Source organism: Legionella navarrensis (assembly GCF_052527415.1).
Genome location: NZ_JBNVZR010000005.1, coordinates 136970 through 162654 on the forward strand (window position 1 = coordinate 136970; position 25685 = coordinate 162654).

Below are 25685 nucleotides of genomic sequence, written 5' to 3' on the forward strand. Positions count from 1 at the left end.
CTTATCGTGGCTACGAAAGAGTAAACGCCGTGCCCAGGCCCTGCTTCATGGCGTTCGTATACACCTGCGATGCCACGCTCATGTCCTGAATGGCCAGTCCCACGGACTTAAAGACGCTCAGTTTATTTTTGAAATCATCGTGTTTTTGTAATAAAAACGGCCCCAGCTCCACGATAGCGTTCTTTTTCAGCAGGCCCTGCTCCACTGCGCTGATGATTTCACCCGACTCCGCCAGCACGGCTTCGCGCTGGTCTGCAATCACCACCGCTTCATGCAACAGATCATTGGCGATTTCCCGCATGACACGCGTATGCGAACCAATGGCATTGATGTGGGCGTGCTTCTGTACATCCTGCCGGTGAATCAAGGGTTCTGTGCTGCTGGTTGCGGTGCAGATGACGTCGGCTTCGGCAACAGCCTGAGCAACGGAATCCGACACCTCGATATTGTATTGGTGCTCGAATTTTTTCGCCATTTGCCGGGCATTTTCACTCGTACGCGACCATAACGAAACCCGTTTGATATCCCGTACCGCCGCTACGGCCTGAAGCTGAGTTTCTGCCTGTACACCAGAACCGATGATCGCCACATGCGTGGCAGACTCAGAGGCAAAATACCGGGTTGCCAGTCCGGATATCGCGCCGGTGCGCAGGGCGGTGAGGTATCCCGCGTCCATCAAGGCTTTCGGTTCACCGGTTTCAGCATCCAGCAGCATGATGAATCCGTTGATCACAGGTTTTTGTCTGGCCACATTATCCGGAAAAACGGACACAACCTTCAGACCCAGCACCTTCTCCCCGGCGAGGTAGGCCGGCATGCTCAGAGTCAGAGCGTGGGCCTCATTCACGGGAATACTGGTACGAAGAGGCAGCTGCACCTGATGACGTGCGAGCTGGATAAAGGCTCGCTCCATGGCATCAATAGCCTGATTCATATCAATACTCTGTTTGACATCATTCAGCGAAAACAAGTGCAGACTCATGGCATCCTCCTTAAATTAATGCCGCCAGACGACAGGCCTGATCGATGGCATGCCGCGCGTCCAGCTCCATGGCCTTGAATGCGCCGCCTATCACGTGCACCGACAGCCCAGCCTGTCTGAGCGGCTCAACCAGATCGCGCAGCTCGGTCTGTCCGGCACATACCACGACGGTATTCACCGGCAATACCTGTACCTCACCGTTGATGCGGATATGCAGGCCCTGATCATCAATGCGCAGGTATTCAACACCCGAGAGCATGACCACTTTTTTATGCTTCAGGCTGAGCCTATGTACCCACCCGGTTGTTTTGCCGAGGTTTTTGCCGAGCTTTTCTTTCTTTCTCTGCAACAGATACACCTGGCGCGGACTGGGTTCGGTTACGGCCGGTTTCAGACCGCCGCGGTGTTCGGCGTGCATATCAATGCCCCACTCGTTATAAAATTCTGAACGCTCATTTTCTCCGCGCGAATGAGTCAGCCATTCTGCTACGTCAAAACCTATCCCGCCAGCCCCGATGACAGCTACCTTGTCTCCCGGTGTTTTTATTTTTTCAATAAGCTCAATGTAGCTCATTACCATCGGATGCTGAATGCCTTCAATGTCGGGGGTACGCGGTTTGATGCCGGTAGCCAGAACCACGTCGTCGTAACCCTGCAGCGCGCTGATATCGGCGCTGGTGTTCAGGCGGATATCGACCTGATATTTTTCCAGCTGCCAGGAAAAATAATTAATGGTGTGCTGGAACTCTTCTTTTCCTGGAATATTTTTAGCCAGATTAAACTGCCCGCCCAGGCGTCCGCTTTGTTCAAAAAGGGTAACCTGATGACCCCGTTCGGCCGCAACGGTCGCAAAGGCAAGGCCGGCCGGACCTGCGCCCACCACAGCAATACGCTTGGGGCGATGCACGGTCTGATACACCAGTTCGGTTTCATTGCAGGCACGGGGATTAACCAGACACGAGGCCGATTTATTGACAAAAACCTGATCGAGACAGGCTTGATTACAGGCAATACAGACATTAATCGCTTCGCGTTCGCCAAGGCGCGCTTTTTCTGCAAACTGAGGATCGGCAAGGAAAGGCCTTGCCATCGATACCATGTCGGCCTTCCCTTCTTCCAGCAGACGGTTGGCAAGCTCTGGCGTGTTAATGCGGTTGGAGGTAATCACCGGTATGGACAGCTCCGGTCGCAGTCGTTTGGTGATGTCAGTGAAGGCCGCTTCCGGCACCATGGTCGCAATGGTGGGGATGCGCGCTTCATGCCAGCCAATTCCGGTGTTGATCAGGGTCGCTCCGGCCTGCTCAATAGCCTTGCCCAGCTCAACCACCTCCTCCCAGGAACTGCCATCGGCAATCAGATCGAGCATGGACAGGCGGTAAATAATAATGAAATTCTCACCCACGGCTTCGCGGGTCTGTCGTACGATTTCAATCGGAAAACGGATGCGGTTTTGGAATGAACCACCCCATTCGTCCTGGCGTTTATTGGTATGCGTCACAATAAACTGATTGATGAGATAGCCTTCGCTGCCCATGATTTCCACACCATCATAGCCGGCGGCCTGCGCCAGCCTGGCACAGCGCACAAAATGCTGAATGGTTTTTGCCACGCGGCGGCGACTCATGGCCCAGGGCTTGTAAGGGCTGATGGGCGACTTGATGGCACTGGGTGCCACTACAAAAGGGTGATAACCATAACGACCGGCGTGCAGAATCTGCATGGCAATTTTACCACCGGCATCATGAACGGCCTGGGTAACCAGCTCGTGACGATGCTGCTCGCTGGAGTTAGTCATTTTGGCGGCAAACGGAGCGAGACGACCAGCGCGGTTTGGTGCGATCCCCCCCGTTACAATCAGGCCGGCGCCACCAAGGGCGCGTTCGCGATAAAAGGCAGCCAGACGCTGCAGGCCTTCCTTATCTTCCTCAAGGCCGGTGTGCATCGACCCCATCAGAATACGGTTTTTTAGCTGAGTAAATCCCAAATCAAGCGGCTGAAACAGAGCCTTGAATGGCGTATTATCAATTCTTAATTCCATGAACCGTCCTTATTTGAACAATTATTCAACGTGACCAGGATACTTTTCTGGTTGCTATCATCGCACCAAGCAGCGTTAAAAATCCACCCACCAGAGAGAACAGCGCTGGTTGTTCACTCAACAGAGCATAGCCCATTATGGTCGATAAAACCGGCATGCCATACAGATAAAGAGATGCCTCCGAGGCTGGCATATGATTCAGCACCTGGCTCCAGGCAATATAAGCCAGCGCTCCAGGGAAAACGCCCATATAAATGGCTGCGGCATTTGCGGCCAGACCGGCATGAGTAATTTCCCGACTCAGGCCCGGTAAAAACCACGACAGGAAGAGGGTTCCGCCCCACAAGACCCAGGCAGTAACCACAATGGGATGATACTCACGTAGATAAGGGCGCTGCATCAGGGTATAAAAACTACCCATTAAAGCCGAGATAAAAATCAGCACAACACCTCGACTGAACAGCCCTTCCGTGCTTTCAGCTGACATGAGCATGAAGAGGCCGATGACGCTGATGGTCACCCCCAGCCAGACCAGAATTCCGGGACGTTCTTTTAAAAATATGACAGACAGGAGAATGGTGATCACCGGCATCATCCCGATCACAAAGCTGGCAACGCCGGCCGAAACCGTCATTTCCCCCACGTTCAGGCAGATGTTGTATATGCCAATACCTGCCACGCCAATAAGCAGGAGCTGAATACGGACAGACCAGGGCACATGCGGCCGCGCCGGCAGGCGCACGTACAGGAATAACATGCAGACAGACGCGACCAGAAACCGATAGAGAGCCAGTTCGCCAGGAGAAAACTCAGGCAGGCCTATGCGAATAGCGACAAAGGCTGACGCCCAGACCAGTATGGTAAAAGCCAGTGTTATTTTTACCGTCCATGTGTTCACAATTGTTCCCGTATCCATGCCTGAATGAGAAATAAGGGATTATACCACTCAAAAATGAACTAATCTCGTGACCTGAAGAAAAAACAGAGACGAGAACATGAGCGGGCGATTTTAATGCACATCTTCGTGATTACGAACGGAGTTAAGCAGGCCATGGTTCCGTGCTCCGTACGTGGATTGACTATTTAAAGGTTGATATTAAACCCATTTGATGTTGAAATTCATCATTCTGTATAATTATTTCAGGATATAAACATGACTACTGCAGAAAAAATCAGTCGAATTGTATGTTTTATTACAAATAACAAGAACTTAAAAACCAGCTGCTGCCGCTTTCATTGATGCCCGTCAGTCTGGAACAGATACGAGCCTGGCCCGACAGCGATGTAGCAGATTACTTCTGCCACCATAATCCGGGTTACAGTAAGGCAGAAGCCCAGCAGTTATTCAAGGATCTGCGCGCCTGGATGTGGCTGAGCTTTCGGCGCAGACAGCAACAGAAAGACACCTGGCTGTTTGGCCCTTTGCTTGAGCTTGATAAACTCTGGCATGCCTTTATTCTGCATACCCGTGAATACAGTGCATTTTGTCAGACCCATTTTGGCCAGTATTTCCATCACGATATCGAAACGATTGGTGCGGAACATCAGCAAGACCCGGAAGAGCTCAGCGACTTTCTGCATGATTGCTACGAGTATCTCGGCGAAGACTGGGTCAATCGATATTTTGCCGAGGCACTGGCGTAGACTCATGCTCAGTCTGCGTCTGGTGAGCGTTGTTCAGGGCCCTGCCGGGTATATCGACAAGCTCAGACGGATAACGTATTATCATTACGTTCTTTGCCTTCATGGAAAGCAAACCCTAACCGGATTGAACCAATTTTGGAGTTAATCATGGCTGCCGAGCCCTTGCTGGCTTCGCTGGTCAAACGCCTGCCCTTGCCGGGCAATCAACCAGCACCACAGAGCTATTATCGTTCCAGGCTGTTTATCGTTCCGTTCACAACCAACCCTCTGGTTGCAGCGGCCGGTCCCCTGTTTTCGTTACTTGAACGACTCTGTGTCAGCCCGACTCTTCCGGACATCAACAGCATTCGCGACAACATCGAACACGAACTGCACGCATTTAACAGCCGCCTGTGCGGAAAAACCACCGCCGATGATCTCGATGCCATGGGAACCTATCTTCTCTGCGCCACCATCGACGAACTGCTGGGCAAAAGCTATTTACGATTGTATGGCAGCCCTGCTGAGTTTCGCGCGTTTACTCCCCTGTCTTACGACAACGTAGGCCCGGAAGAGCGCTTTTTTGACATCGTGAATCACATCAAGGAACGCCCTAATCAGTACCTGGATTTAATCGAACTGGCTTATTATTGTCTGATTGCCGGATTTGAAGGCAAGCAGCACCAGCGGGCCGATGGACGCATGAATCTGGACAACCTGATTGAAGAGTTATTTCAGCTCATTCAGCAGTATCGCGTCAACAAATCACATCAGCTGTTCCGCAGCCATAAAAAAATTGAGGTACCATCCAACAGCCACAGGCGTGTTCTGATTCTGGCTGGCCTCTGCGTGGCCTTGCTGGTATCAAGCATCACAGCCAGCTACGTACTGCTTGAAAACAAGGCAAAAGCCGTACAGCTCGGTCATACTGTCATTGCCAGGCTGGACGATTAATGGATATTACGCTGCAGACACTGTGCGATGCGCTGACTAAGGTCATGACGCTGCTTAAGCCCCAGTCAAACCCGCTGTCCTTTGTTTTGCTGACGGGTAAAATCAATCAGGGAAAAACAGCCCTGCTGCGACAAAGCGGCCTGCAGTCCTGGCCTATGGATACTGTCAACGGCGCCCACATCTTTTATAACGATCACGGTATTATCCTGGAGTTGGGTGAGGACTGGCTTAATCAAAGCGACAGCCTGCTCGCCTATACCTGCAAACACCTCAACCGTTGTCACAAAAACGTTAAAATCAGCGGTCTTATCCTCTGCGTTGACAGCCGTGAACTGCTGCAGGTGGAGCCCGCGGAGCTTGACGAATACAGCCAGGCGCACGGCCAATTGCTGCAGCGTTTTGGCGAGGCGCTGGGCTATTACGTTGATCTTGCGCTGATTTTTACCAAACTCGATTCTCTGGCCGGTTTTTGCGAATTTTTTCAATCCGAACACAGCAGCAACCTGGCCGAGCCACTGGGCTTTTCGCTGCATTGCTCCAAACCACGGGAAAAACTGCTGGCCAGCTTTCGCCTGCAATACGATCATATGATAGAGCTGCTGGGGCAAAAAATTATCGCCAGACTGCACCCCGCCCGTTCTGGAGCCAAACGCACGCTGATTCGTGAATTTCCTCTGCAACTGGCGAGTTTCAGTATTCCCGTGCAGACCATATTACTTAAGGTTCCCAGTAATTATTTTCGTATCCAGGCTGTTTATTTCACCAGCAGCGAACAGGGTGGACAAAGTATTGATCGCCTGAATCAAAAAATTCAGCATGAATACGCTCTGACCGTTCAGGATAAAATTCCGCAATCCAATAACTACCGCACCTATTTTATCGAAGGCGCTCTGCGTTCGTTTCAGCTGCAGACACAGCGGCATACGCCACGCATTAATAAAAGCCAGAAATGGTATATCGGCCTGACTGCTTCGGCAGCCGCACTGCTCCTGTCTCTGGTGGGCTACCAGTATGTCACGGCGTCGAGGCTGCTCGACGAAACGAGCAAGGAACTGTTGACCTACGAAACCCTGATCAGTCAGACCAATGACAAAACGGCAGCTCTGTATCATCTGTCTCTGGCCGAGGCCAGACTGGGTGCGATTCCTTCAGGACTGCTCAGTTCGTCGCTCTTGAAACAGCTGAAAGTTCAGCTGCATGAAAACACCGATAAGACCATCAAGCAGCAATACGTTCCTGATCTGCTGGCCACAATTGAAGGCGTGCTCAGCAATCCGGGCACCTCTCAGCCAGAGCGCTATAAAGCGCTGAAGGTGTACCTGATGCTGTCAGATACCCAGCATTTCTCCGAGGCCGAGGTGTTGAACTGGTTCACTGAGTATTGGAAGAAAAACAATCAGGGGCAGTTAAACAGCAGGCAGCGCCTGTTACTGGCTACCGTTCTGAAACAGCCGGTGCAGGCTTTGCCTGTTAACCAACAGGCCATCAGCGATGCACGTAATTACATGAACGCCCTGCCGGCGCCTTATCTGTATTATTCGCTGGTCAAGGAACAGCTACCGCAACAGAGAATCCCCATCAGCGTAGATGGTTTTGATTTAACAACGCGTGAGTTGCCCGGGTATTTCACCAAGGCCGGCTTCAATCAGGTGGTCGCTCAGTTGCCGGACATTTCGTCCAGACTGTTGAAGGAAAACTGGGTGTTACAGCGACAGGATCTGGATAATCTGTACGACAAGTTACTCGAAGCCTATTGTTTTGAATACATCACCTGGTGGAAAAATTTCATCGAACGCACCCGGCCACAGCATTTTCAGGGTTATCAGCAGGCCCGCCTGCTGACTCAGGTTCTGTATCAGAAAAAATCGATTGCTACGCTGATTGACCTCATCCAGCAGGAAACCAGTCCGGATATGAGCGACGAGTCAGAACTGTTCAATCATAAAATCGCCAGCCAGTTCACTACCCTGAGTCTGATGAGTCATTCATCCACCATGGAATTGGCCCGTAATGTAAACGAGCTGGAAAAATACCTGACCACGCTGTCGCTGGTAAACGACGATGGCCGTACAGTGTTTGAACTCACCCGCGCGCGTTTTCAGAGCGATACCCAATCAGATCCCCTGAGTTCCCTGTATAATAAATCGCATCAATTACCAGAGCCGGTAGCGACCTGGGCCAAACAGATTGCTGATGATACCTGGTTTATTTTCATCAATGAGAGCAAGAGTTATCTGAATGCGCAGTGGAAAAAGCACGTGTACAGCAGTTACGAAACCCAGATTGCCAATCGTTTCCCCATGGATGCGACACAGAAAAATGATATTGCCCTGGAAGATTTCGATCGTTTTTTCCAGCCCAACGGCACCTTGAATTCGTTCGTAACACAATATCTGCAACCCTTTATTGATACAAGCAACCCGCAGTGGCAGCCTAAGGATCGTAATGGTTACGTTTTACCGATCTCAGCGGAACTGATAAATGAGCTGATTCGCGCCAACGTGATCAGCAACATGTTTTTCCCGGAAAAAAGTGCGTCCAGCCGCATTGAATTCAGTCTACAGAAAATCAGCCTGGATCCGATTGTAGCCAGCTTTCAGTTAAGTCTCGGTAATACGGCGCTGACGGACAATCAGGAAAGCGAGTCGTTCACCTATTTCAAATGGCCTGAATCGAACGCCAGACTGCGCCTGGATTCCATCGAAGGCAATCATTTTGAGCTGGAAGAATCAGGCACCTGGGCATTTTTCAGAATGCTGCAGAAAGTCAACGTCCTTGTTGACAGCAACGATAGTTCCAGCCTGGAAATTCTGTTCGAAGTAAATGGTAATTCCGGACGGTATATTCTAAAAACCCAGAATCAGATCAATCCGTTCAGCCCGGGCATTTTGACTGGATTCAATCTGCCCCCATCGGTTGCATAAGCCAAAGAATCAAAAGCAGCATCCAGGCACGATCCCAACCTCAGGAAGAATAATGGACAACAAAAAATCAATAATGCGAAACCACGCCCTGAATTTAAGAAAAAACATGACCGATGCGGAAAGCCGGATATGGTATTACCTGAGAAACAGACGTCTGGCTGGGTATAAATTTGTGCGTGAGTATGTCATTGGCAGTTATATCGCTGATTTTGTCTGTAGAGAGAAAAAATTAATTATCGAAATAGACGGGGGTCAGCACATGTCTGCAGTGACGTATGATCTGCAACGGACCCGGGCTTTGGAGACTATTGGCTATCAGGTGCTGCGCGTCTGGAATAATGAAGTTTATGAAAACATTCAGGGCGTGATGGAAGGAATCCTGAACGCTCTTGAAGCAAGATCGTCAGAATAAAAGAACCACTGTGTGCAGGCGGTTATTCTGGTGATATTGCCCCAATAAAATCCAGGCACCCATCTCCCTGGTTAAGGGAGATGGGTGCCTGTTTGTGCCAGACCGTAGCCCTGATGCCCAATGTTATCCGCTCCCTTCTCCCTGGTTAAGGGAGAAGGGTCGGGGATGAGGGTTATTTCATCAGGTAAACCATTACCTGATGCAGAGCCTGTAAAATTTATTCTGGGGTTTCAGGTATATAGCTCCCATCGTTTGACGAACTTACCCTCATCCCCAGCCCTTCTCCCTTAACCAGGGAGAAGGGAGCATGTTTGTGCCAGACCGTAGCCCTGATGCCCAATGTTATCCGCTCCCTTCTCCCTGGTTAAGGGAGAAGGGTCGGGGATGAGGGTTATTTCATCAGGTAAACCATTACCTGATGCAGAGCCTGTAACATTTATTCTGGGGTTTCAGGTATATAGCTCCCATCGTTTGACGAGCTTACCCTCATCCCCAGCCCTTCTCCCTTAACCAGGGAGAAGGGAGCCTGTTTGTGCCAGACCGTAGCCCTGATGCCCAATGTTACCGATGTGACCGGGCATCTTTTTTACCTATGTGCCGGTCACACAGCTTGCGGTTAAATAATCACCGCCGTACCATAACACAACACTTCCGCGCCGATTTGCCCCAGATCCGTCGCGTCGTAGCGCATTCCTACCACCGCGGTTGCTCCTGACTGCAGGGCGTGTTGAACCATCAACTCATACGCCTCACCACGCGCGTGTTCACACATTTCCGTGTATGAACCGATTTTTCCGCCCACGATGGATTTCAATCCACCCATAATACCCTGCGAAATCGTCGGCGAACGAACAACTATGCCGCGTACAACTCCCAGATACTGCTTAATGTCCCTGCCTTCAAATGAATTAGTCGTAGTAACGGGAATAGACATGATAATTTTCCTTAACGGTCAGCCTTGAATATACGCAATAAACACTCTACATTGTAGTTTGACAATCTACATTACTCAAAGGACGAGCATCATGTCAGACAGAAAACTCCTCGTAAGCTCCGCAATGACCGCGTTTCTCACCCTTGCCGCAGCCCAGGCTGTTGCCGCCGATGCGCCAACGGAAAAATGCTATGGCCTGGTCAAGGCCGGTATGAACGACTGCGCCACGGCCACCGCATCCTGCGCCGGCTCAGCCACCAAAGACAATCAGCCTGATGCCTTTGTGTTTATGCCGACCGGCTTATGCGAGAAACTGGTGGGTGGCAGTTTAAAACCCCTTGAAACCAATACCAAATAACATGGAGTAACTCATGATTCACTCAATTACCCGCTTTCTGCTGGCAGCCGTCTTTACTCTGAGTGCCATCCTGCCGGCTCAGGCTGCAGAAAAACTCATCCTTGATGACCAGCACAGCTACGTGTTATGGCACATCAATCACCTGGGTTTTACAACTCAGTCCGGTAAATGGTATGTCAAAGGCTTTGTTCTGCTCGATAAAGATCATCCACAAAACAGCAAGGTAGAAGCCACCATCGACCTCAACAACTTTGTAACCGGCCTGCCGGAACTGGACAAGCACCTGAAAAGCCCCCTGTTCTTCGACACAGCCAAATACCCCACAGCAACCTTTATCAGCAGCAAAGTGGACGTTATCAACGATCACAGCGCAAGGGTAGAAGGCTCGCTGACCCTGCATGGCATCACAAAGCCAGTCACCCTGGATGTTACCCTCAACAAAACAGGAAAAAACCCCATTACCGACAAAATGACCGTCGGTTTCAGCGCCAAAACAGAACTCAAACGCTCAGATTTTGGTATGAAAGCCCTGCTCCCCAACCTGGGCGATGAGGTCACGATTGAAATTGGTGCCGAGGCTTACCAGCCCGCAGCCTAAAAGGAACGCGACATGCGACTGAAAAACAGTGACGATCATTTTGGTCTTGTGGCCATCCTGCTGCACTGGACAATGGCCATTTTAATCATAGGCCTGCTGGCACTGGGCCTGTATATGGTGTCCTTACCCATCAGCCTGCAAAAGCTGAAACTGTATGGCTGGCACAAGGAGTATGGGTTTCTCGCGCTGGCACTGGTCATTATCCGGCTGTTCTGGCGATTGCTCAACACCACACCGCGCCTGACGCTGCCCTGGTTTGAACGGATAGCGGCACGCGCGGTGCACTGGGCTTTTTACCTGATGATGCTGGCCATGCCCATATCCGGCTGGCTGGTCACATCAGCCGCTGGTTTACCGGCCTCCTTTTTCGGCCTGTTTACCCTGCCCAACCTGATAGCACCCAACGAAGCCCTGCGCCCTGTCTTCGAAACAGCCCACGAATGGATTGGCTACCTGCTGATTCTGACCATTATTCTTCATGCTTCGGCAGCGCTGAAACACCATTTTATCAATAAAGACGACATTTTGCGGAGGATGATTTCATGATCAAACGTCAAGCGCTGTATCTGGTACTGGCCTTGCTGCTGCCCATGCTGGTTCATGCGGCTCCAGTAGCCTGGCAGATGATTCCTGAAGAAAGCCAGCTCAGTTTCACGGCCACTCAAAATAACGCTCCGGTTTCAGGGCAGTTCAAATCATTCACTACCGATCTGCTGGTTGATCTTGAGCAGCTGAACAACAGCCACGTTGAGATTGTGGTGGACATCAATTCGCTCAGCGCCTCCTACGCCGATTTAAAAGATACCTTGATGACAGCAGACTGGTTTAATACCAGCCTGTTTCCCAAAGCCGTATTCAAAGCCAGTGAGTTTGAAAAAACCGGTGATCATGCCTGGCTGGCGAAAGGTACTCTGACGATTCGTGATAAATCCGTACCCGTCACCCTGACCTTTACGTCCAGGGATATTACGCCAAATAAATGCATCGTTACCGGCAGCACTGTCATCAAGCGCTCGGCTTTTGGCGTGGGACAGGGAGACTGGGCCAGCACGGATGAAATCAAAGATGATGTGACGGTAAATTTCACCATCACCGCCGTTACCTCAGCCTGAACGCACAACGGGCAAATCCGACCAGCGGGTGGTATAACAGGGCGAGCGCATGTTCGACTGCATGGCCCAGGCCCGGTTATAACCCTCCGCAGCCAGCTTGATGGTATGGCTGCCAAAGCGACGGTTAATCGCATCCAGAACACCCATTAACTGCCCTTGCTTCAGCAACTCGCCGGGCTCCGGCTGGTAAAACAAATTGAGTTGCTGCTGCGATTGATCAATCAAATCCTCCAGCATAACCCCCACTTTTTTATAAAATACCCCGGCTTTAAACAAACGCTTCAGACACTCTTTCGCAGCCCGGGTGATCACCCGGGTGTCATTACTGGCGATCAGCAGGCCGCAGTCCATGCTGTTGGTGTATTGCGCCAAATCCCCGCGATGCGGATTGCTACGCACAAACACATACACGCGCCGTGCAAGCAGCCCGTGCTGGCGTGCCTTTTCACAGGCGCGGGCACAATGACTGCTGACCGCCTCGGCAAGAGACGAAAAATGCGTCTGCATGCTGCCAAAACTTCTGGACGACATAATGCTGTGTCTGGGCGCCGCCTCATCCGAACGGTCACAGTTAATCCCCTGGAGCTCCATGGCGGTGCGCATCAGAACCACATTGAATTTCTTTCTGATCATGGGTGCATTGACTGCCGCCAGATCACCCGCACTGTAAATACCCTCTGCCATCAGTTTTTTCTGCCAGCGGCGTCCCACGCCCCAGACCTCCCCTACCTCAATTCTGTCCAGCCACTGCCGCTGATGATCGATATTAAAGGTGGGTATTTTCAACTCTTTTTTGCAGATATGATTAGCCAGCTTGGCCAGCGTTTTAGTCGGGCCAATGCCAATGGAAGTCGGGATGCCGGTAAATTTCAAAATGCGCTGGCGCAGATCCTGACAAAACTCATCGTGTCGATGAGCTGGCATGGAGCGCAAATCCAGAAAGGCCTCGTCAATCGAATATACCTCAACCTGAGGCCAGGCCGCCTCAATCACGCTCATCACGCGCTGGGACATGTCGCCATATAGAGTATAGTTAGACGAAAACACCTGTATCCCATGCTGTCGACACAGGCTCTTGACCTTGAAAAAAGGCTCTCCCATGGCAATACCCAGCGCCTTTGCTTCGTTGGATCGGGCAATCACACAGCCATCGTTATTGGACAGCACCACTATGGGTTTATCGCGCAGATCCGGACGAAACAGGCGCTCGCAGGAGGCGTAAAAATTATTGCAGTCGACCAGGGCAAACATGATCAGGTCGCCGGGTGAATAACGTGCGTCACCACCCCCCAGATCACCAGGTCTTCATCATCGCCGATTTCAACAGGTGGGTAACGATCATTCTCCGGTAACAGACGTATCCGCCCGCCTTCCCGCGACAGGCGCTTCACTGTTAACTCGCCATTCACCGCAGCAATCACAATTTTTCCGTGCACGGCCTCCAGACTGCGATCCACCACCAGCATATCACCGGACATAATACCGGCGCCGCTCATGGAGTCTCCCGAGGCGGTTACAAAAAACGTAGCCGCCGGATGCCTGACCAGATGATGGTTCAAATCCAGATGTTGCTCGATGTAATCATCCGCCGGAGAAGGGAAACCGGCGCGTACCGAACAGGCATAAAGCGGCAGCTGGTACGTGCTGGTCTCAAGAAAGCCTTTTACGTCTTCTACCCGGGACAGAGGTACACGCAGCAGCTTGGTCGCCTCACCGTATTTGCCCTGTCCTCTGGGTCGCCCGGCGTTCTCTCTTCTACCGCCATGACTCATATTGTTCACCACTTGAATTGTGTTACATAAATCAATAATAGAGAGAAACCCAATGTTTGTAAACCTGATCACGAAACCCTGGCACTCAATACAGACTGATTTAAGGCAGGGGAATGAAAAAAAAGCTGTCACTATCAAACAAATAGATTATAATTTAGACAACAATATATTTTTTCGGACCAAAAATAAATGAATCCAGAACAAATCCAGAAACTCAGCCTTGAGCTCGGATTGTGTTATGAACAAAGTATTCACGAAGAACAGCTGGTTAAGGAATACACTGGAAGGCTCGACATAACGGCTGCCTCGGAGCGTGCAGAGGCCTGCTGGATCATGGAGGACATCGTATCCATTCAGGTCAAAAAAACGCTGCTTTTAAGTACCTGGTATTTTGAATACGTTGACGATACAGAAAGAGAAACGCTTATCCATTTTTTTTATCAGCTGCTTCGCGCCGGCCATCGCCTCAGCATCAACACGGCAAATGGGCTCGAAACCATCGACAACAGTACACAGCTGCACAGCCGCTTATCGCGTTTTGTTCCTTTGCGTGCAACAGAAGCGTTCCAGCGCAGCGATACCGTTATTATCGATGCCCGTATGCTCCAGCGCATCCTCAGCACGCTGCTTCGCAAGTATGATGGAGATACACACATCCCGGTGAAATTATCGCAGCAGCTGGAAGACAATATCGCCGCACAGGACAGCCTGGCTGTGACGTTTAACTCCCCTGCAGACAGGGAGTTCTGGCATTCACCCACACTCTGTGACAAGGTACGGCATATCACCCTGTCTTCCTTCGAGCCGGATAATGAATACCTCGAACATATGGTGCATACATTCCGATACCTGGAACATATCCGTTTCAACCGATTAACGCTCAGCATACCGCTGCTGGCATTGCTGCTGCAGATGCCCGGACTCAGAAAACTGAGCATCGTCCGCTGTCGCCTCATTCATCAACATCCACTGGACATGGAGTCCCTGGAACTGACCGATATCCTCATCAAAAATTCCGACATGAATACCGGAGCCATGTTCAATCTAATCAGGCATAGTCCTCGCCTGGTTCGCCTGAGTATCATAAACTGCCGAGAGCTGGACGACGCGCCGCTGGATCTTGCCCCGGGTTATCTGCCGCATCTCGAACACTTGAATCTCGACGAAACCGCACTGAGCCAGCAGCAACAGGATGCGCTCGTTAGTGCCGCCCCTAATATCCGTACATTAAGCCCTGGCCTTAGAAAATCAGCCCGGCCAGAACTGCACCCTGGCGCGAGGCCGGTCGTGCTTAGACCTGGTGGACTACGCAAAGACATCAGAATGGAATGGGGAAATAACACCACCAACCCAAATGCCGGGAGCGTCCCGTCTTCACTAGACGCTGACTGGCCCTTTGAACGTCTCACCAGCGTATGCGTGGCGGACATGCGCCTGCATGAATCGCGAGTGCGACGAATCCTGTCAAGCCCCGTTCTTACAAGCCTGGATCTGAATAACAGTCAATCTACCAACGAGAGCCTGCTGGCGGTTCAGGATCTGTGTGTGCCGTCATTACAGACTGGCCTGCTGAATAACACCCTTATTGATGGTCAGGGGCTTCAGGCGCTGTTCAACATGGCACCGAAACTGGAGTGCCTGTCAATTCGTCACTGCAGTCAGCTGCATGTTGACGCCGCACCCCTGATTTTAAAAGGCAGGCGCGGACATCTGGACAGACTGTACGCCAGCAACTCCTCACTGACTACCGATCAATTAAGCAGCATTCTGCAGGCGGAGACCAATCTGTCAACGCTTGATTTAAGTCGGTGCAAAAAAGTCGATCTGGATAAGTTAAGACTCAAGCCCGGTCAGTTACCTCATCTGATAAGCCTGGGTCTCAACGATATGAACATCAGCGCCGCCGCATTTGAATCCCTGTGGCAGGCAGCACCTAATCTGCTCAATCTCACCCTAAAAAAAAGCACGATAGCACTGCCAGAAAGATTAAAAACAGGCCGATTGATGAACCTGAGTGCGGCTGGAAGCACGCTCAGTGCCAGGAGTATTGACACCCTGTTCAAGGCTAACCCGTCTCTGGTCACGATGGATATATCAAACAGCCCCCTGGGCTGCCAGCTTCCCAATGCCTCAGAGACCATGCTGAAAGATTTGACCTGCCTTATCATGAATGGTATTCAGATGACGGATCGGCAACTAGACAGCATCATTTGCAGGGCACCCGGCCTGCGCGATCTCGGCATCAATAACCGTTTTGAGAGCACGCTGCCCAGCCTGTCAGCCCAGCAGTTATGTCATTTGAGAATCATGGAAGTCGGAATTCCTGCCCCAGAAGGACAGTCCTATATTTTCAAGCTGCTCGAAGGAGCATCCCATCTCGAAATGCTGGATTTGCACGTTTACAACGACCCTGGCGACAATCCAGTGGAAGGATCATTACCGGGCGTGCACTCGCTTACCATCTGTTTCAAAGAGGATTTCCGCATAGGTTCAAGCCTGGTCTCTCAGATTATCAAGGCCGCGCCCAATGCCCGCTCTATCCGGATTGATATGGCTCATTTTCGGGATAGTCTGCCTTTTTCAGTCCAGCCCCGGCACCTGAAACAACTCCGCCAGCTTTCGATCATGGGCTCCGACATGACCGCAGAGCAACTGCTGTCTCTTATTCAGGCGGCCACGTCCCTGAAGAAGCTCAAGCTTGAGTATTGTTCCCGGTTGTCGCAGTGGGACGTTAATTGCATCCAAAGCATCTATCCCGATATCAGGATATCCAGAAAAAGCACGGCTTCCACGTCTCAGCCCCCTGAACCCGGCCCGCAGGCTCAATCCTCAGCCAGTTCATCACTCATGCACAATGCCAGTTCTTCATTTATGAGCGGGCTCCATTACACAGTGAAGGCAGACAGTGATTTTCAGGCCATACCAGGAATAGAACTCACCACCCGGAAAATTTTTAGCGGGCATAAAGGAGCCCCCATCATCAGTACAAATAAGTATCATCTGTCCACGATGCGCTGGGATCAGCAGCGGCGATGCTTTACTCCTTACCAGCCAGACGAGAAGAATATCGTCCCGATAGCTCCCACTATCCTGCCCCTTGCCGCCATCCCTGAGCATTTCCAGCAGTCTGATCCAAAACATTATCGCGCTCAGAAGGAAATACACGGCCTGGTCGCCAATGTATGGCATCAATTACCGGCCGTCAGCACCAAAGACCGTATCAAGGCATTTTCCTGCAACCTCATCCCACAGGACTACGAACTGATAAAGGACAAAGAAACCGGTTATCATTTTTTCCGGGTCAAAACCACACAAAGCCGGCCTCTGCTTTTTCGCTGCATTATCCAATCCGGTTTCGGGCGGGATACCTTCCGGGCAGAAAAAAGCAGTCGCAGACTGCAGCGCTGCCTGAGCAGACTCCGTTTTGATTCAAACTGTCACCTTATCAAAAGCGAAGCGCTGGATACGCTGATGCACAAAAGTGAGAGAACTCGCCTCGCTGCCCTGGAAAAATTCTGCACGTTCAAAAAAGAATCCGGAAAAAACTGGCGGGGAAAACATACGTATCAGCTTTTTAATCACATGATAAGGCATCGGGAAGGAGCCTGTCGTCATCGTGTCCAGCTGTTTACCGTACTGGCTGCTGAACTCAATCTGAGAGCATACAGGGGAAGCAACGAGTGTCATGGCTTTGTCATAACACGACAGCGCAGCGGCAAGGTTCGTCATATCGATCTGGGAGGTGCTTCCTATGGCACGCTGATCGAGCAGGATGAAAACACCAGCGCTCTGGATGACTACCTCGATCCCATGGCAGACACACCTGCCACGCCTGTTTCGACAGCGCCATCCCGCATATCAGAGCCCGCACCCTCTAACCGTTACCGAACCTGGAATAATCGTCCGCTGCGAGCCCGGGATGCGCAATCGCTGACCATGGAGATTCTGGAGCATAGCCAGAGCATGAGAGAGCAACTGGTGATCTTCGAAGACGAAGACAGCATCGAGGCTGTGCAGCAGGCGTTGCTGCGCCATCATTACCCAATGGGGCGGTGCCTCTACAGCCAGAATCTGGACGCTATCTCCCTGACCAGCGGTCGCATTACCAGCGGAACGTACCACAAGGTCCCAAGTCCCATCGCGCAGTTCATCAGCGAAGCCGAACAGAATCCAGATCAGCAATACAACTGGTTTATTAACTGGTCAGACGCGCGCAGCCGGCATAAAGGCCTGAACAGACTGGTGTCCAGCACACGCCGGCAACTGGGCAACCATAATCTGCCAGATAATCTCCATCTGGTGGTGTTGATGGACAGAGAGTCGCTCACCAACATAGATGATGAATTTAAACGTGATCTGCGTAATCGAAGCTGTGCACCCAGACTGCTGCCCACAGAACGCCCCATACCCGCTGAGAAGGTTATTGATGAGCAGGACGTCGTCATCGTCAACCCCCTTGACTGGAAAAAACAGCTGTTCGGTCATGTGAACGCACAGGGCCGGCAGCTCGTTCTGGAAGCAGGCGCTCTGCTGAAAGCCATTGAACAGAATGCCGATGCCATAGCGATTCAAAATCCTCCCCTGCACCTGGCTGAATTCCGCGAATTCCTAAACGAACTGGAAGAAACCGGGAAATTTTATGTCAATGGTGAATGGCACAGACTGCCCTCAGGCTGTTGTATTAACCTGTACAAACCTGTGATTAGCTACGCTATACAGGCCTTTGACCAGCCCACAGCGTCGTCAGCAGCAGTCAATCTGGTCATTAATCAGTCCAACTACGCAACGTTCTTTGAACGCACCCGGCTCGATGAGCAGGGCATGCATTCCGTACCCGGTTTGCTAGAGGCGTATCAACAGCACCTGATCAGGCTCACGATTACTCAGAGTCTGAATAAACTTCAGTGGGTTCAGCTGATGAAGGAAGCAACCCGGCTGGGAATTCGCCTGATTCCTGAACCCGTGGCAGGCGTCATCATCCCGGACGAGCTTCGCAGGTATGCCCAGCCGTTGGACGAACTGAAGGCCGGGGAGACGGTACGGATTTACACGGGCAACGATATGGATTACAGCCAAAAACAGGCTGGCGATACCCAGCACACCATTCCAATCAGTAAGGATACACGTTTTGAATCCCTGTTTATCGCGGTCCAACCTGATGCCGACAAACATTTCATTGGTCATGACAGCGATTTGCTGGCAGCCCTGAAGCGTGGCGACAGTGTTACCCTGAAGGGGAGATTTTCCGAGCTGCTCGTACGCAAAATGCATTCTCTGTTCACGGGGGAGCCATCGTTATTGATCAACGGTGAACGGGTTGTCATTCGTGGCCGCCTGATTCTCATCACGGAAGATGAGCAGCCCTTCGCAGGAATAAGCTGTCAGCAGCTTGATTACGATCCGGAATACGATCTCGCCCGTCTGCACGAAAGCGCTCAGAAAATACTGCGGGAGTGTTACCATAACCTGTCCATTTCTCCCTGTTACGCGCATTTCAGCTATTGTCCAAAAGGCGCCCACGAGCAAGTGATATGGGCCAGAAATCTGGAAAAATCCCTGTATCTGGCCGCCGGAGTACCGCTGCCGCCGGAGCCGGCGAGCAGCTCCAGTCAGACGTCGGTGATGACTCATCAGGTGAGCACGCCGGAAGCGTTAATCGACTATATGAGCACCCGCCCCTTCGGGTTTCTAATCAGCGAATCCGGCGCTGGAAAAAGTCATCTAATGCAGACGGCCCTGCCTGAACACAGTAAAAAAACGGGTAATCCCATCACTGTTTATAACAACCTGTCAGACCTTAAAAAATGGGCGATGCACCGCGAGGGAAGAACCTGCCTGTTCCTTGATGAGGCCAATATTTCGACTCAGGACTACATGATGTTTGATAACCTGGCCCGAGGTGAGGGTGTTATCTGGATAGATGGGCAGCGTTATGAGCTGTCACCTGATCAAAAAGTGGTGTTTGCCGGCAATCCTTATACCTATGGCGGCCGGGTGCAGGCGGATCTGTTTCGGCGCTTTCCGAATTATCTCGAATTCAGACCACAGCCTCTGCGCCAGATGCTGCAGCCCTTGCTGACAGATCTTGAAAACGAAAACGCCGTTTTTGAACAGATTCAAAACAGCATGAAACTCGCACAGGAAGACGGGCTGACGATGACAGTCCGTAACGCATTCATGATTTGTCAGCGTATCAAAGCCATGAAACTGCATCCTGAGTTACGCCACTTTCCAGAAAATATTCTGTTACACCGGGCGATACTGGATGAATTGAAAGGCCTGCGGGTTGACAGATCGAAAGTCGAGATGCTTCGTCGCAGAATCAAAGACGATAACCTGCAGAACGATCCACTGTGGCAGGCGAACAGCAGCGAATTGAAAACCATCCTGCGCCAACGCCTGCCAAAAACCAGTGATAACACCTGGCACTGGACCAAATCACGCGAAAAAACTGCCATTGCCTTGCTGGGTTTTCTTGCCGTTCGCGAGCAGCGCAGGCTGGCAGAAGAGCCTTGCCAGGGCATCAACGGGTTCATGCTGGAGGGCCGAGGCCTGGGACGTGGCCGTTTGCTGAAACTCATTCTTAAGGAAACCAACACAGATTTTATTACCCTCTCGCTGGACAACCCAGCGGAGGCGAAACGACTGTTAATTCATGCCTTCCATCATGGACCAATGGTCTACATTCCTGCCTTCGATAACCGCGCGGATGAAAAACTGCTGAATGATCTGCTGTCTGGAATTGATCCGGATAAAAAAAACCGGCCGCACCCAGACTTTGCCATCCTTGCCACACACGATGGCAGCGTACTGTCTCCTGCCCTGAGCAACCGTTTTACCTGTCTGAACCTCAAGGAAGACAGTATTGAAGAGTTACAGAGTATCATCAAAAAAGCCCTGAACGCGCCCGACCCACTCATCAGCCAGCATCTGACTGAATATCAGCACGCCAGAGACTGGGCCAGACAGGAAGGCATCCATTTACAACCCAAGGCAGTAAGCGTATTGGAAGAAATAAAAAAGGAACGGGATACCGATGATACCGCGACCAGTTCTGCAGGGCCAGGATAAGCCTGGCCATATCCGGTCAACCAGGTAATAATAGGCGATTCTCAATAGCATGATCAGGACAGGAGCCTCTATGCTGTCGGACATCAAACACTACGAACCATCCAATCCAGACCTCTGGCACGGGCGAAAGGACAGCCTCGCTGGCGAGCGCTTTTTCCAGCAGGTAGACGCCAGGGATATCCGCGATTACCAGTTCGTTTCCTCAACACATCAACGCGCCCTGGTCGGATTCTGCAGCGACGAAGGCATTCGCCGCAACGAAGGCCGCACGGGTGCCAAAAGTGGTCCGCTGGCCCTGCGCGAACAACTGGCGAAGCTGTCCTGCCTCAGCGGTGAGCGCTATCTCGACCTCGGCAATATCGTCTGCGAACTCGATTTGGAATCGGCCCAGGAACAACTGGCCCGCATGATTTCCCACTGCCATGAACATGACCACCGCACCTTTGCTTTTGGCGGCGGCCATGAAATTGCCTGGGGCCATTTTCTGGGCCTGAAAGATCACTACCCCGAGCTCGGAATCATTAACTTTGATGCGCACTTTGACCTGCGGCCGGTACCGAAACCTGGCTACGGTACATCAGGTACGCCCTTCTGGCAGATAGCCAGATACTGTCAGCAGCAAAATCGATCGTTTGACTATTGCTGCCTCGGCATACAGCCACATGCCAACACACAAAGCTTGTTTACTTGTGCCGATACGTTTAAAGTCTCCTATCTGACAACGGAGCAAATCAACGAGCGCAGCCTTGATCAGCAAATCGCGTTTCTTGATGCGTTCCTTTTACACAAACAACATATCTGGTTAAGTATTTGCATGGATGTATTTGCTGAAAGCCACGCGCCAGGTGTCAGCGCCCCGCAGGCACTGGGCCTCACGCCCTGGCAGGCGCTGCCTTTGTTGAAATACCTCATGCAAACTGGCAAAGTAGTGAGTGTCGATATTGCCGAGCTCTCTCCGCCACTGGACCACAACAGTAAAACAGCACGACTGGCCGCCACGCTGGCCGCTGAATTACTGGACATTAATTAATGCAAGGAGTATTGCAGATGAAAAAATCCCTGCTGTTTTGTGGGTTACTGTCTTTATTGAGCGGTTTCGCCTTCGCCGTAACGCCCACGGCGCCGGCCAGCAAAGCCTCTGCTCCCACAACAAACGACACCAAACCGCCCATCTCTGCGGCCGATTTGAAACCCGTCGTTCTGATTGCAAAACCCGAACAACCTATTAACTGCCTGTATAAAATGCCACCGAAAACAGCGCATGTTGATCCTGATCTGGTACAGAAATGGTCTGAAAAAGCAGCTCAGCAGTCTTTTGATTTTGATCCGGCCAAAATGACCGAGCAGTTATCTGCCCTCAAAGCCTGCTACACCGAGCAGGGCTGGCAGAGTTTTTACGATGCCCTGCAAAAATCCGGGAACATCAAAGCCATCCAGAGCCAGCATCTGATGGTAAGCAGTCTGGTCGATGGCCAGATAAAAGTCACCGAAGCCAAAGATAACCAATGGAAGGTCAGTATGCCTCTACAGGTTGTCTACCAGAATGAAAATGAAAAGCTGACGCAGAACCTGACGGTTGACCTGCTGGTTGGACGTAAACCAACAGGCGATCTGGGTATCATGCAGATCATCGCCTCCCCTCGTCAGGAGATTGAAGCAGACATAAAAGCAGATTCTGTACCCGCTGCCAGCAAAAAGCCGTAATTTATAAAACACGTGCGCCCAATGGAAGCGCACTTTTTTCAGGATGAACAATGCATTACCGAATCAGCACTTTATTATGCCTGGCAGCCATTAACGCACACGCCAACGTCATTCAGTACATCGCCGGGATCAGCTACAGCAACCCGGCAGAATTGTTTAAGGTACAGAAAAACGAATTTATCATTGGTGGAACCGGGTTTTACACGAACGGAAAATTCGAAGGCACGGCAATAAACTTTAATACCTTTCAATACGAAGACGGCGTCAGTAACACTAACCGCTTCAGCTTTTTACCCTATGGACGCATCGCCACCCGCTTATCGGACAAGGTGGTATTTGGTGTTGACGTCACCCAGCCGATTCATTCCAACCTGGTCTGGGGAGCCAACTCTTTCTCTCGTTACGCCGCAACCGACACGCTGGCAACCGATGTGGATATCAGCCCCCGTCTGTCGTTCAGCGTGACCCGACAATTGTATATTGGCGCAGGATTAAACTTTAACTTCCTGCAGAACAACGAATCCAACTGGGCCATGCCGATCAGTCAGACAGAATATGCCAAACTGATCAACCGCACCTACGGTTTTAACGTAGGCTATGATCTCGGCATGTATTACGCCTTCAATCAGACGAACTTCTTTGGCGCGGCATTTTTCTCAGCCATCAAACAAAACACACGCGGAACCAGCTGGCTGGCCAATCAGGTAAACAACAATCTGCGCTTTGATTTCAGCATACCGGCTACATCCACCTTTAGCTTCGTACATATTTTCAACCCCAAATGGCTGATAAGTCTGCAGGCTTTACGCACAGACTGGAGTGTTAACCAATACGTACGCTTCAAAAATACGGCTGCCACCCCAAAGAACTTCAGCTTTGAAATGAAATTTAAAAACTCCTGGGCCTACATAGGTGCCCTGCGCCGGCAACTCAATGAAAAGATGGGGTTAACCCTGGTAGGCGTTATAGATAATGGTCCAGAGCAGGATCATCTGCGCACCATTAACTTCCCATCTGACACGCAGTATTTCCTGGCTCTGTCAGCAGATTATCATTTCAACAAGAGTAACAGCATTGAACTGTTATATGGGCACGGTTACTCCAAAACTCTGATTGCGAAGCAGTTCAATTTCAATGGCCAACTCATGCCATTAACGACAGGCCGTGTACGCATAAACGCTGATGTGGTAGATTTGAAATACAAAATTCAGATGTAGGTTAAACCCGTTATGACTCATTGCCCCTGTGGATCAGCGCTAACCTATCAGAACTGCTGCGGGCGCTTTATTGATCAGCTGCAGGCGGCCGGCTCACCGGAACAATTAATGCGATCGCGCTACACGGCCTACAGCCTTACCCGCATGGACTACATCAAAAAAACCATGCGCGGCAGGCCACTCGAAGGCTTTGATGAGGACGAGGCCGCGCGTTGGGCGAACAGGATAATCTGGCTGTCACTGACCATTCTGAGCACATCAATGGCCACAGGTGACAAGGGATATGTCGAATTTAAAGCCCGCTACCTCGAAAACGACCGTGTACATTATTTACAGGAAGTCAGTGAGTTTCATCGTGAACAGGATAAGTGGTTTTATATTGACGGCGAATTAAAACCACAGGAAGCGGAAAAGAAAGCCATCTCACGCAACAGCCCCTGCCCCTGTGGCAGCCAGAAAAAATTCAAAAACTGTCACGGAAAAACGCCCATGTGATGTACCCATGCTGGGCCTTGGCCCTACATGGGTTGCATCATACGAGCACTGTTGGATACATATCAAAGCGCACGGTCTTCCCCTCAATACTGCTGCCGGGCTTTAATACCGCGGCGCTGTGCTGCGGCCATTTCACCACGACTTTTTTTAACACGCGCTGCCTGGCCAGCTGAATCAGCTCCAGAACCTGCTCATCCGCCCCAATCATTTGCTGCAAGGCCTGCAGGTCTTTTTTAACAAGCGCGGCTTTTTGTCGCGTGGGGTGCATGGGATCAAGATAAATAATGTCGGGGTAAGACGACGCAGGCAAGGCCTGTAGCCAGGATATGGCATCCGCATGCACCAGAGACAGACGCAGCGCCTGTTTCGACGCTTCATCCTGACGCGCCAGCGCATCTTCTAAAAGAGCGGCCATCACAGGATGCCGTTCCAGCATCAAAACGTCCGCACCAAAACTGGCCAGAACTGCCGCATCCCGACCCCAGCCGGCGGTTGCATCAACGATGCGCATACCTGGCACGGGCCTGCAGGCGCGAACCAGCCCCTGTTTTTTTCCTTCAGCACGCCGTTTTTGCCAGTAATCGAGTTGAAAATCGGCCTGCATGGGTAAAAAAGGCGAAAGACACAGTTGCAGACCATGTTCCGTCAGCAGCAGGCGATCGGGCACCTGATTATCAAAAGGCAGGCCATAACGCTGCGCCAGAACTCTGGCCTTATTCTCCAGCTCTGGGCTGGCACAGGCGACAGCAAGCGCTCTCACAGGAACGAATCCACCCAGGCAGACAGTGAGCGAAACACAGGCACATCAGGATAGGCCAACAGGGCGGGCTGTTCTGTCATGGGCGATAAAATCATGTAAGGTTTCGCACCTGCGGAACGGGCAGCCAGGATATCTGAAACCCGGTCGCCAACAAAGGGTACATCGTCCAGAGCACAGCCCAGGCGCTCAGCCAGGCGCAGCAGCATGCCAGGCGCTGGTTTTCGGCATTCACAACGCCAGTCAGGAAGATGCGGGCAATACTCCACCGCGTCAATCCGCCCTCCTGCAGCGCGAACCAGGTTCTGCATTTTTTCGTGGATAGCATGCAACTGCTCTTCCGTGTAATAACCACGGCCGACGCCAGACTGGTTGGTTGCCACACCAATCAGATAACCCGCCGCTGTGAGGCGGGCAATGGCTTCCATGCTGCCGGGAATAGGCTGAAAATCATCGACTGAGCGAATGTAATGCTGTGAGTCCTGATTGATCACGCCATCTCGATCAAGGAGAACCAGTTTTTTCATGATGACACTCCATACAGTGTTACAGACATACACCCTTCTCTCTGGTTAAGGGCTTTGTTTAATAAATATCAGCCGAACATAAAGCCTGCGCACAGAGTGGCACTCTGATGCCCAATTTTCTCACCGAACCGCTCCCTTCTCCCTGGTTTAGGGAGAAGGGAGTCTGTTTCGTGCCAGACCGTAACCCTGATGCTCAATTTTTTCAGT

Annotated in this window: 21 protein-coding genes; 13 read left to right on the forward strand and 8 right to left on the reverse strand. The window is 51.4% G+C overall.

Annotated elements, in window-relative coordinates:
- Positions 1 to 10: 10 nt before the first annotated feature.
- From ACQUTA_RS05085 to ACQUTA_RS05095, 3 genes are read right to left on the reverse strand one after another with little or no spacing between them, the layout of a single operon-like run.
- Complete coding sequence (locus ACQUTA_RS05085) at positions 11 to 982, reverse strand: ornithine cyclodeaminase family protein (RefSeq protein ID WP_444987126.1); 972 nt, start codon at positions 980 to 982, stop codon at positions 11 to 13.
- A gap of 10 nt (positions 983 to 992) precedes the next feature.
- A complete protein-coding gene (locus ACQUTA_RS05090) occupies positions 993 to 3020 on the reverse strand; it encodes an NADPH-dependent 2,4-dienoyl-CoA reductase (protein ID WP_444987127.1) in 2028 nt (675 codons plus the stop codon).
- Between the two features lie 25 nt (positions 3021 to 3045).
- On the reverse strand, positions 3046 to 3918 hold the full coding sequence (locus ACQUTA_RS05095) for a DMT family transporter (protein WP_444987128.1): 873 nt from the start codon (positions 3916 to 3918) through the stop codon (positions 3046 to 3048).
- Positions 3919 to 4259: 341 nt separating this feature from the next.
- Here ACQUTA_RS05095 and ACQUTA_RS05100 point away from each other — a divergent pair, with 341 nt between their 5' ends.
- The 4 genes from ACQUTA_RS05100 (at position 4260) to ACQUTA_RS05115 (ending at position 8933) form a co-directional block, all read left to right on the forward strand.
- Positions 4260 to 4664 carry a UCP032817 domain-containing protein gene (locus ACQUTA_RS05100; protein WP_444987129.1) on the forward strand — a complete coding sequence of 135 codons (405 nt, stop codon included), beginning with the start codon at positions 4260 to 4262 and terminating at the stop codon, positions 4662 to 4664.
- A gap of 147 nt (positions 4665 to 4811) precedes the next feature.
- On the forward strand, positions 4812 to 5597 hold the full coding sequence (gene icmH, locus ACQUTA_RS05105) for a type IVB secretion system protein IcmH/DotU (RefSeq protein ID WP_444987130.1): 786 nt from the start codon (positions 4812 to 4814) through the stop codon (positions 5595 to 5597).
- Entirely contained in the window at positions 5597 to 8521 is a 2925-nt protein-coding gene (icmF, locus tag ACQUTA_RS05110; protein ID WP_444987131.1) for a type IVB secretion system protein IcmF, read from the forward strand. The genes icmH and icmF overlap by 1 nt, the downstream gene beginning before the upstream one ends.
- A 52-nt stretch (positions 8522 to 8573) precedes the next feature.
- Positions 8574 to 8933, forward strand: a complete 360-nt coding sequence (locus ACQUTA_RS05115) for an endonuclease domain-containing protein (protein WP_444987132.1) — start codon at positions 8574 to 8576, stop codon at positions 8931 to 8933.
- Positions 8934 to 9549: 616 nt separating this feature from the next.
- Here the strand turns inward: ACQUTA_RS05115 and ACQUTA_RS05120 are convergent.
- Complete coding sequence (locus tag ACQUTA_RS05120; protein WP_444987133.1) at positions 9550 to 9867, reverse strand: YbjQ family protein; 318 nt, start codon at positions 9865 to 9867, stop codon at positions 9550 to 9552.
- A 91-nt stretch (positions 9868 to 9958) separates the two neighbouring features.
- Between ACQUTA_RS05120 and ACQUTA_RS05125 the strand changes: the two genes are divergently transcribed.
- From ACQUTA_RS05125 to ACQUTA_RS05140, 4 genes are read left to right on the forward strand one after another with little or no spacing between them, the layout of a single operon-like run.
- Positions 9959 to 10225, forward strand: a complete 267-nt coding sequence (locus tag ACQUTA_RS05125) for a BufA1 family periplasmic bufferin-type metallophore (protein ID WP_444987134.1) — start codon at positions 9959 to 9961, stop codon at positions 10223 to 10225.
- A gap of 13 nt (positions 10226 to 10238) precedes the next feature.
- Positions 10239 to 10823: a YceI family protein gene (locus ACQUTA_RS05130; protein WP_444987135.1), complete on the forward strand. Its 585-nt coding sequence runs from the start codon at positions 10239 to 10241 to the stop codon at positions 10821 to 10823.
- A gap of 12 nt (positions 10824 to 10835) precedes the next feature.
- Complete coding sequence (locus tag ACQUTA_RS05135; RefSeq protein ID WP_444987136.1) at positions 10836 to 11369, forward strand: cytochrome b; 534 nt, start codon at positions 10836 to 10838, stop codon at positions 11367 to 11369.
- Entirely contained in the window at positions 11366 to 11935 is a 570-nt protein-coding gene (locus ACQUTA_RS05140) for a YceI family protein (RefSeq protein ID WP_444987137.1), read from the forward strand. Before ACQUTA_RS05135 ends, ACQUTA_RS05140 begins: the two co-directional genes overlap by 4 nt.
- On the opposite strand, the gene ACQUTA_RS05145 is transcribed toward ACQUTA_RS05140, so the two are convergent.
- Both ACQUTA_RS05145 and ACQUTA_RS05150 read right to left on the reverse strand, forming a co-directional pair.
- Positions 11927 to 13186, reverse strand: coding sequence for a Y-family DNA polymerase (locus tag ACQUTA_RS05145; RefSeq protein WP_444987138.1), 1260 nt, complete (start codon positions 13184 to 13186; stop codon positions 11927 to 11929). The two genes, ACQUTA_RS05140 and ACQUTA_RS05145, sit on opposite strands and share 9 nt — an antisense overlap.
- Positions 13187 to 13188: 2 nt before the next feature.
- Positions 13189 to 13707 carry a LexA family protein gene (locus ACQUTA_RS05150; protein WP_444987139.1) on the reverse strand — a complete coding sequence of 173 codons (519 nt, stop codon included), beginning with the start codon at positions 13705 to 13707 and terminating at the stop codon, positions 13189 to 13191.
- Positions 13708 to 13896: 189 nt separating this feature from the next.
- Here ACQUTA_RS05150 and ACQUTA_RS05155 point away from each other — a divergent pair, with 189 nt between their 5' ends.
- The 5 genes from ACQUTA_RS05155 (at position 13897) to ACQUTA_RS05175 (ending at position 24194) form a co-directional block, all read left to right on the forward strand.
- Positions 13897 to 20778 (forward strand): leucine-rich repeat domain-containing protein, encoded by a 6882-nt coding sequence (locus tag ACQUTA_RS05155; RefSeq protein WP_444987140.1) that lies wholly within the window; start codon positions 13897 to 13899, stop codon positions 20776 to 20778.
- A gap of 70 nt (positions 20779 to 20848) precedes the next feature.
- Positions 20849 to 21808, forward strand: a complete 960-nt coding sequence (gene hutG / locus ACQUTA_RS05160; protein WP_444987141.1) for a formimidoylglutamase — start codon at positions 20849 to 20851, stop codon at positions 21806 to 21808.
- Positions 21809 to 21825: 17 nt separating this feature from the next.
- Positions 21826 to 22482, forward strand: a complete 657-nt coding sequence (locus tag ACQUTA_RS05165) for a DotI/IcmL family type IV secretion protein (protein ID WP_444987142.1) — start codon at positions 21826 to 21828, stop codon at positions 22480 to 22482.
- Positions 22483 to 22532: 50 nt separating this feature from the next.
- Positions 22533 to 23699: an OmpP1/FadL family transporter gene (locus tag ACQUTA_RS05170; protein ID WP_444987143.1), complete on the forward strand. Its 1167-nt coding sequence runs from the start codon at positions 22533 to 22535 to the stop codon at positions 23697 to 23699.
- Between the two features lie 12 nt (positions 23700 to 23711).
- A complete protein-coding gene (locus tag ACQUTA_RS05175) occupies positions 23712 to 24194 on the forward strand; it encodes a YchJ family protein (RefSeq protein WP_444987144.1) in 483 nt (160 codons plus the stop codon).
- Between the two features lie 37 nt (positions 24195 to 24231).
- Here ACQUTA_RS05175 and ACQUTA_RS05180 read toward each other — a convergent pair whose 3' ends face one another.
- Positions 24232 to 24954 carry a class I SAM-dependent methyltransferase gene (locus tag ACQUTA_RS05180; RefSeq protein ID WP_444987145.1) on the reverse strand — a complete coding sequence of 241 codons (723 nt, stop codon included), beginning with the start codon at positions 24952 to 24954 and terminating at the stop codon, positions 24232 to 24234.
- Positions 24951 to 25478, reverse strand: coding sequence for a D-glycero-beta-D-manno-heptose 1,7-bisphosphate 7-phosphatase (gmhB, locus tag ACQUTA_RS05185; protein WP_444987146.1), 528 nt, complete (start codon positions 25476 to 25478; stop codon positions 24951 to 24953). Before gmhB ends, ACQUTA_RS05180 begins: the two co-directional genes overlap by 4 nt.
- Positions 25479 to 25685: the final 207 nt, after the last annotated feature.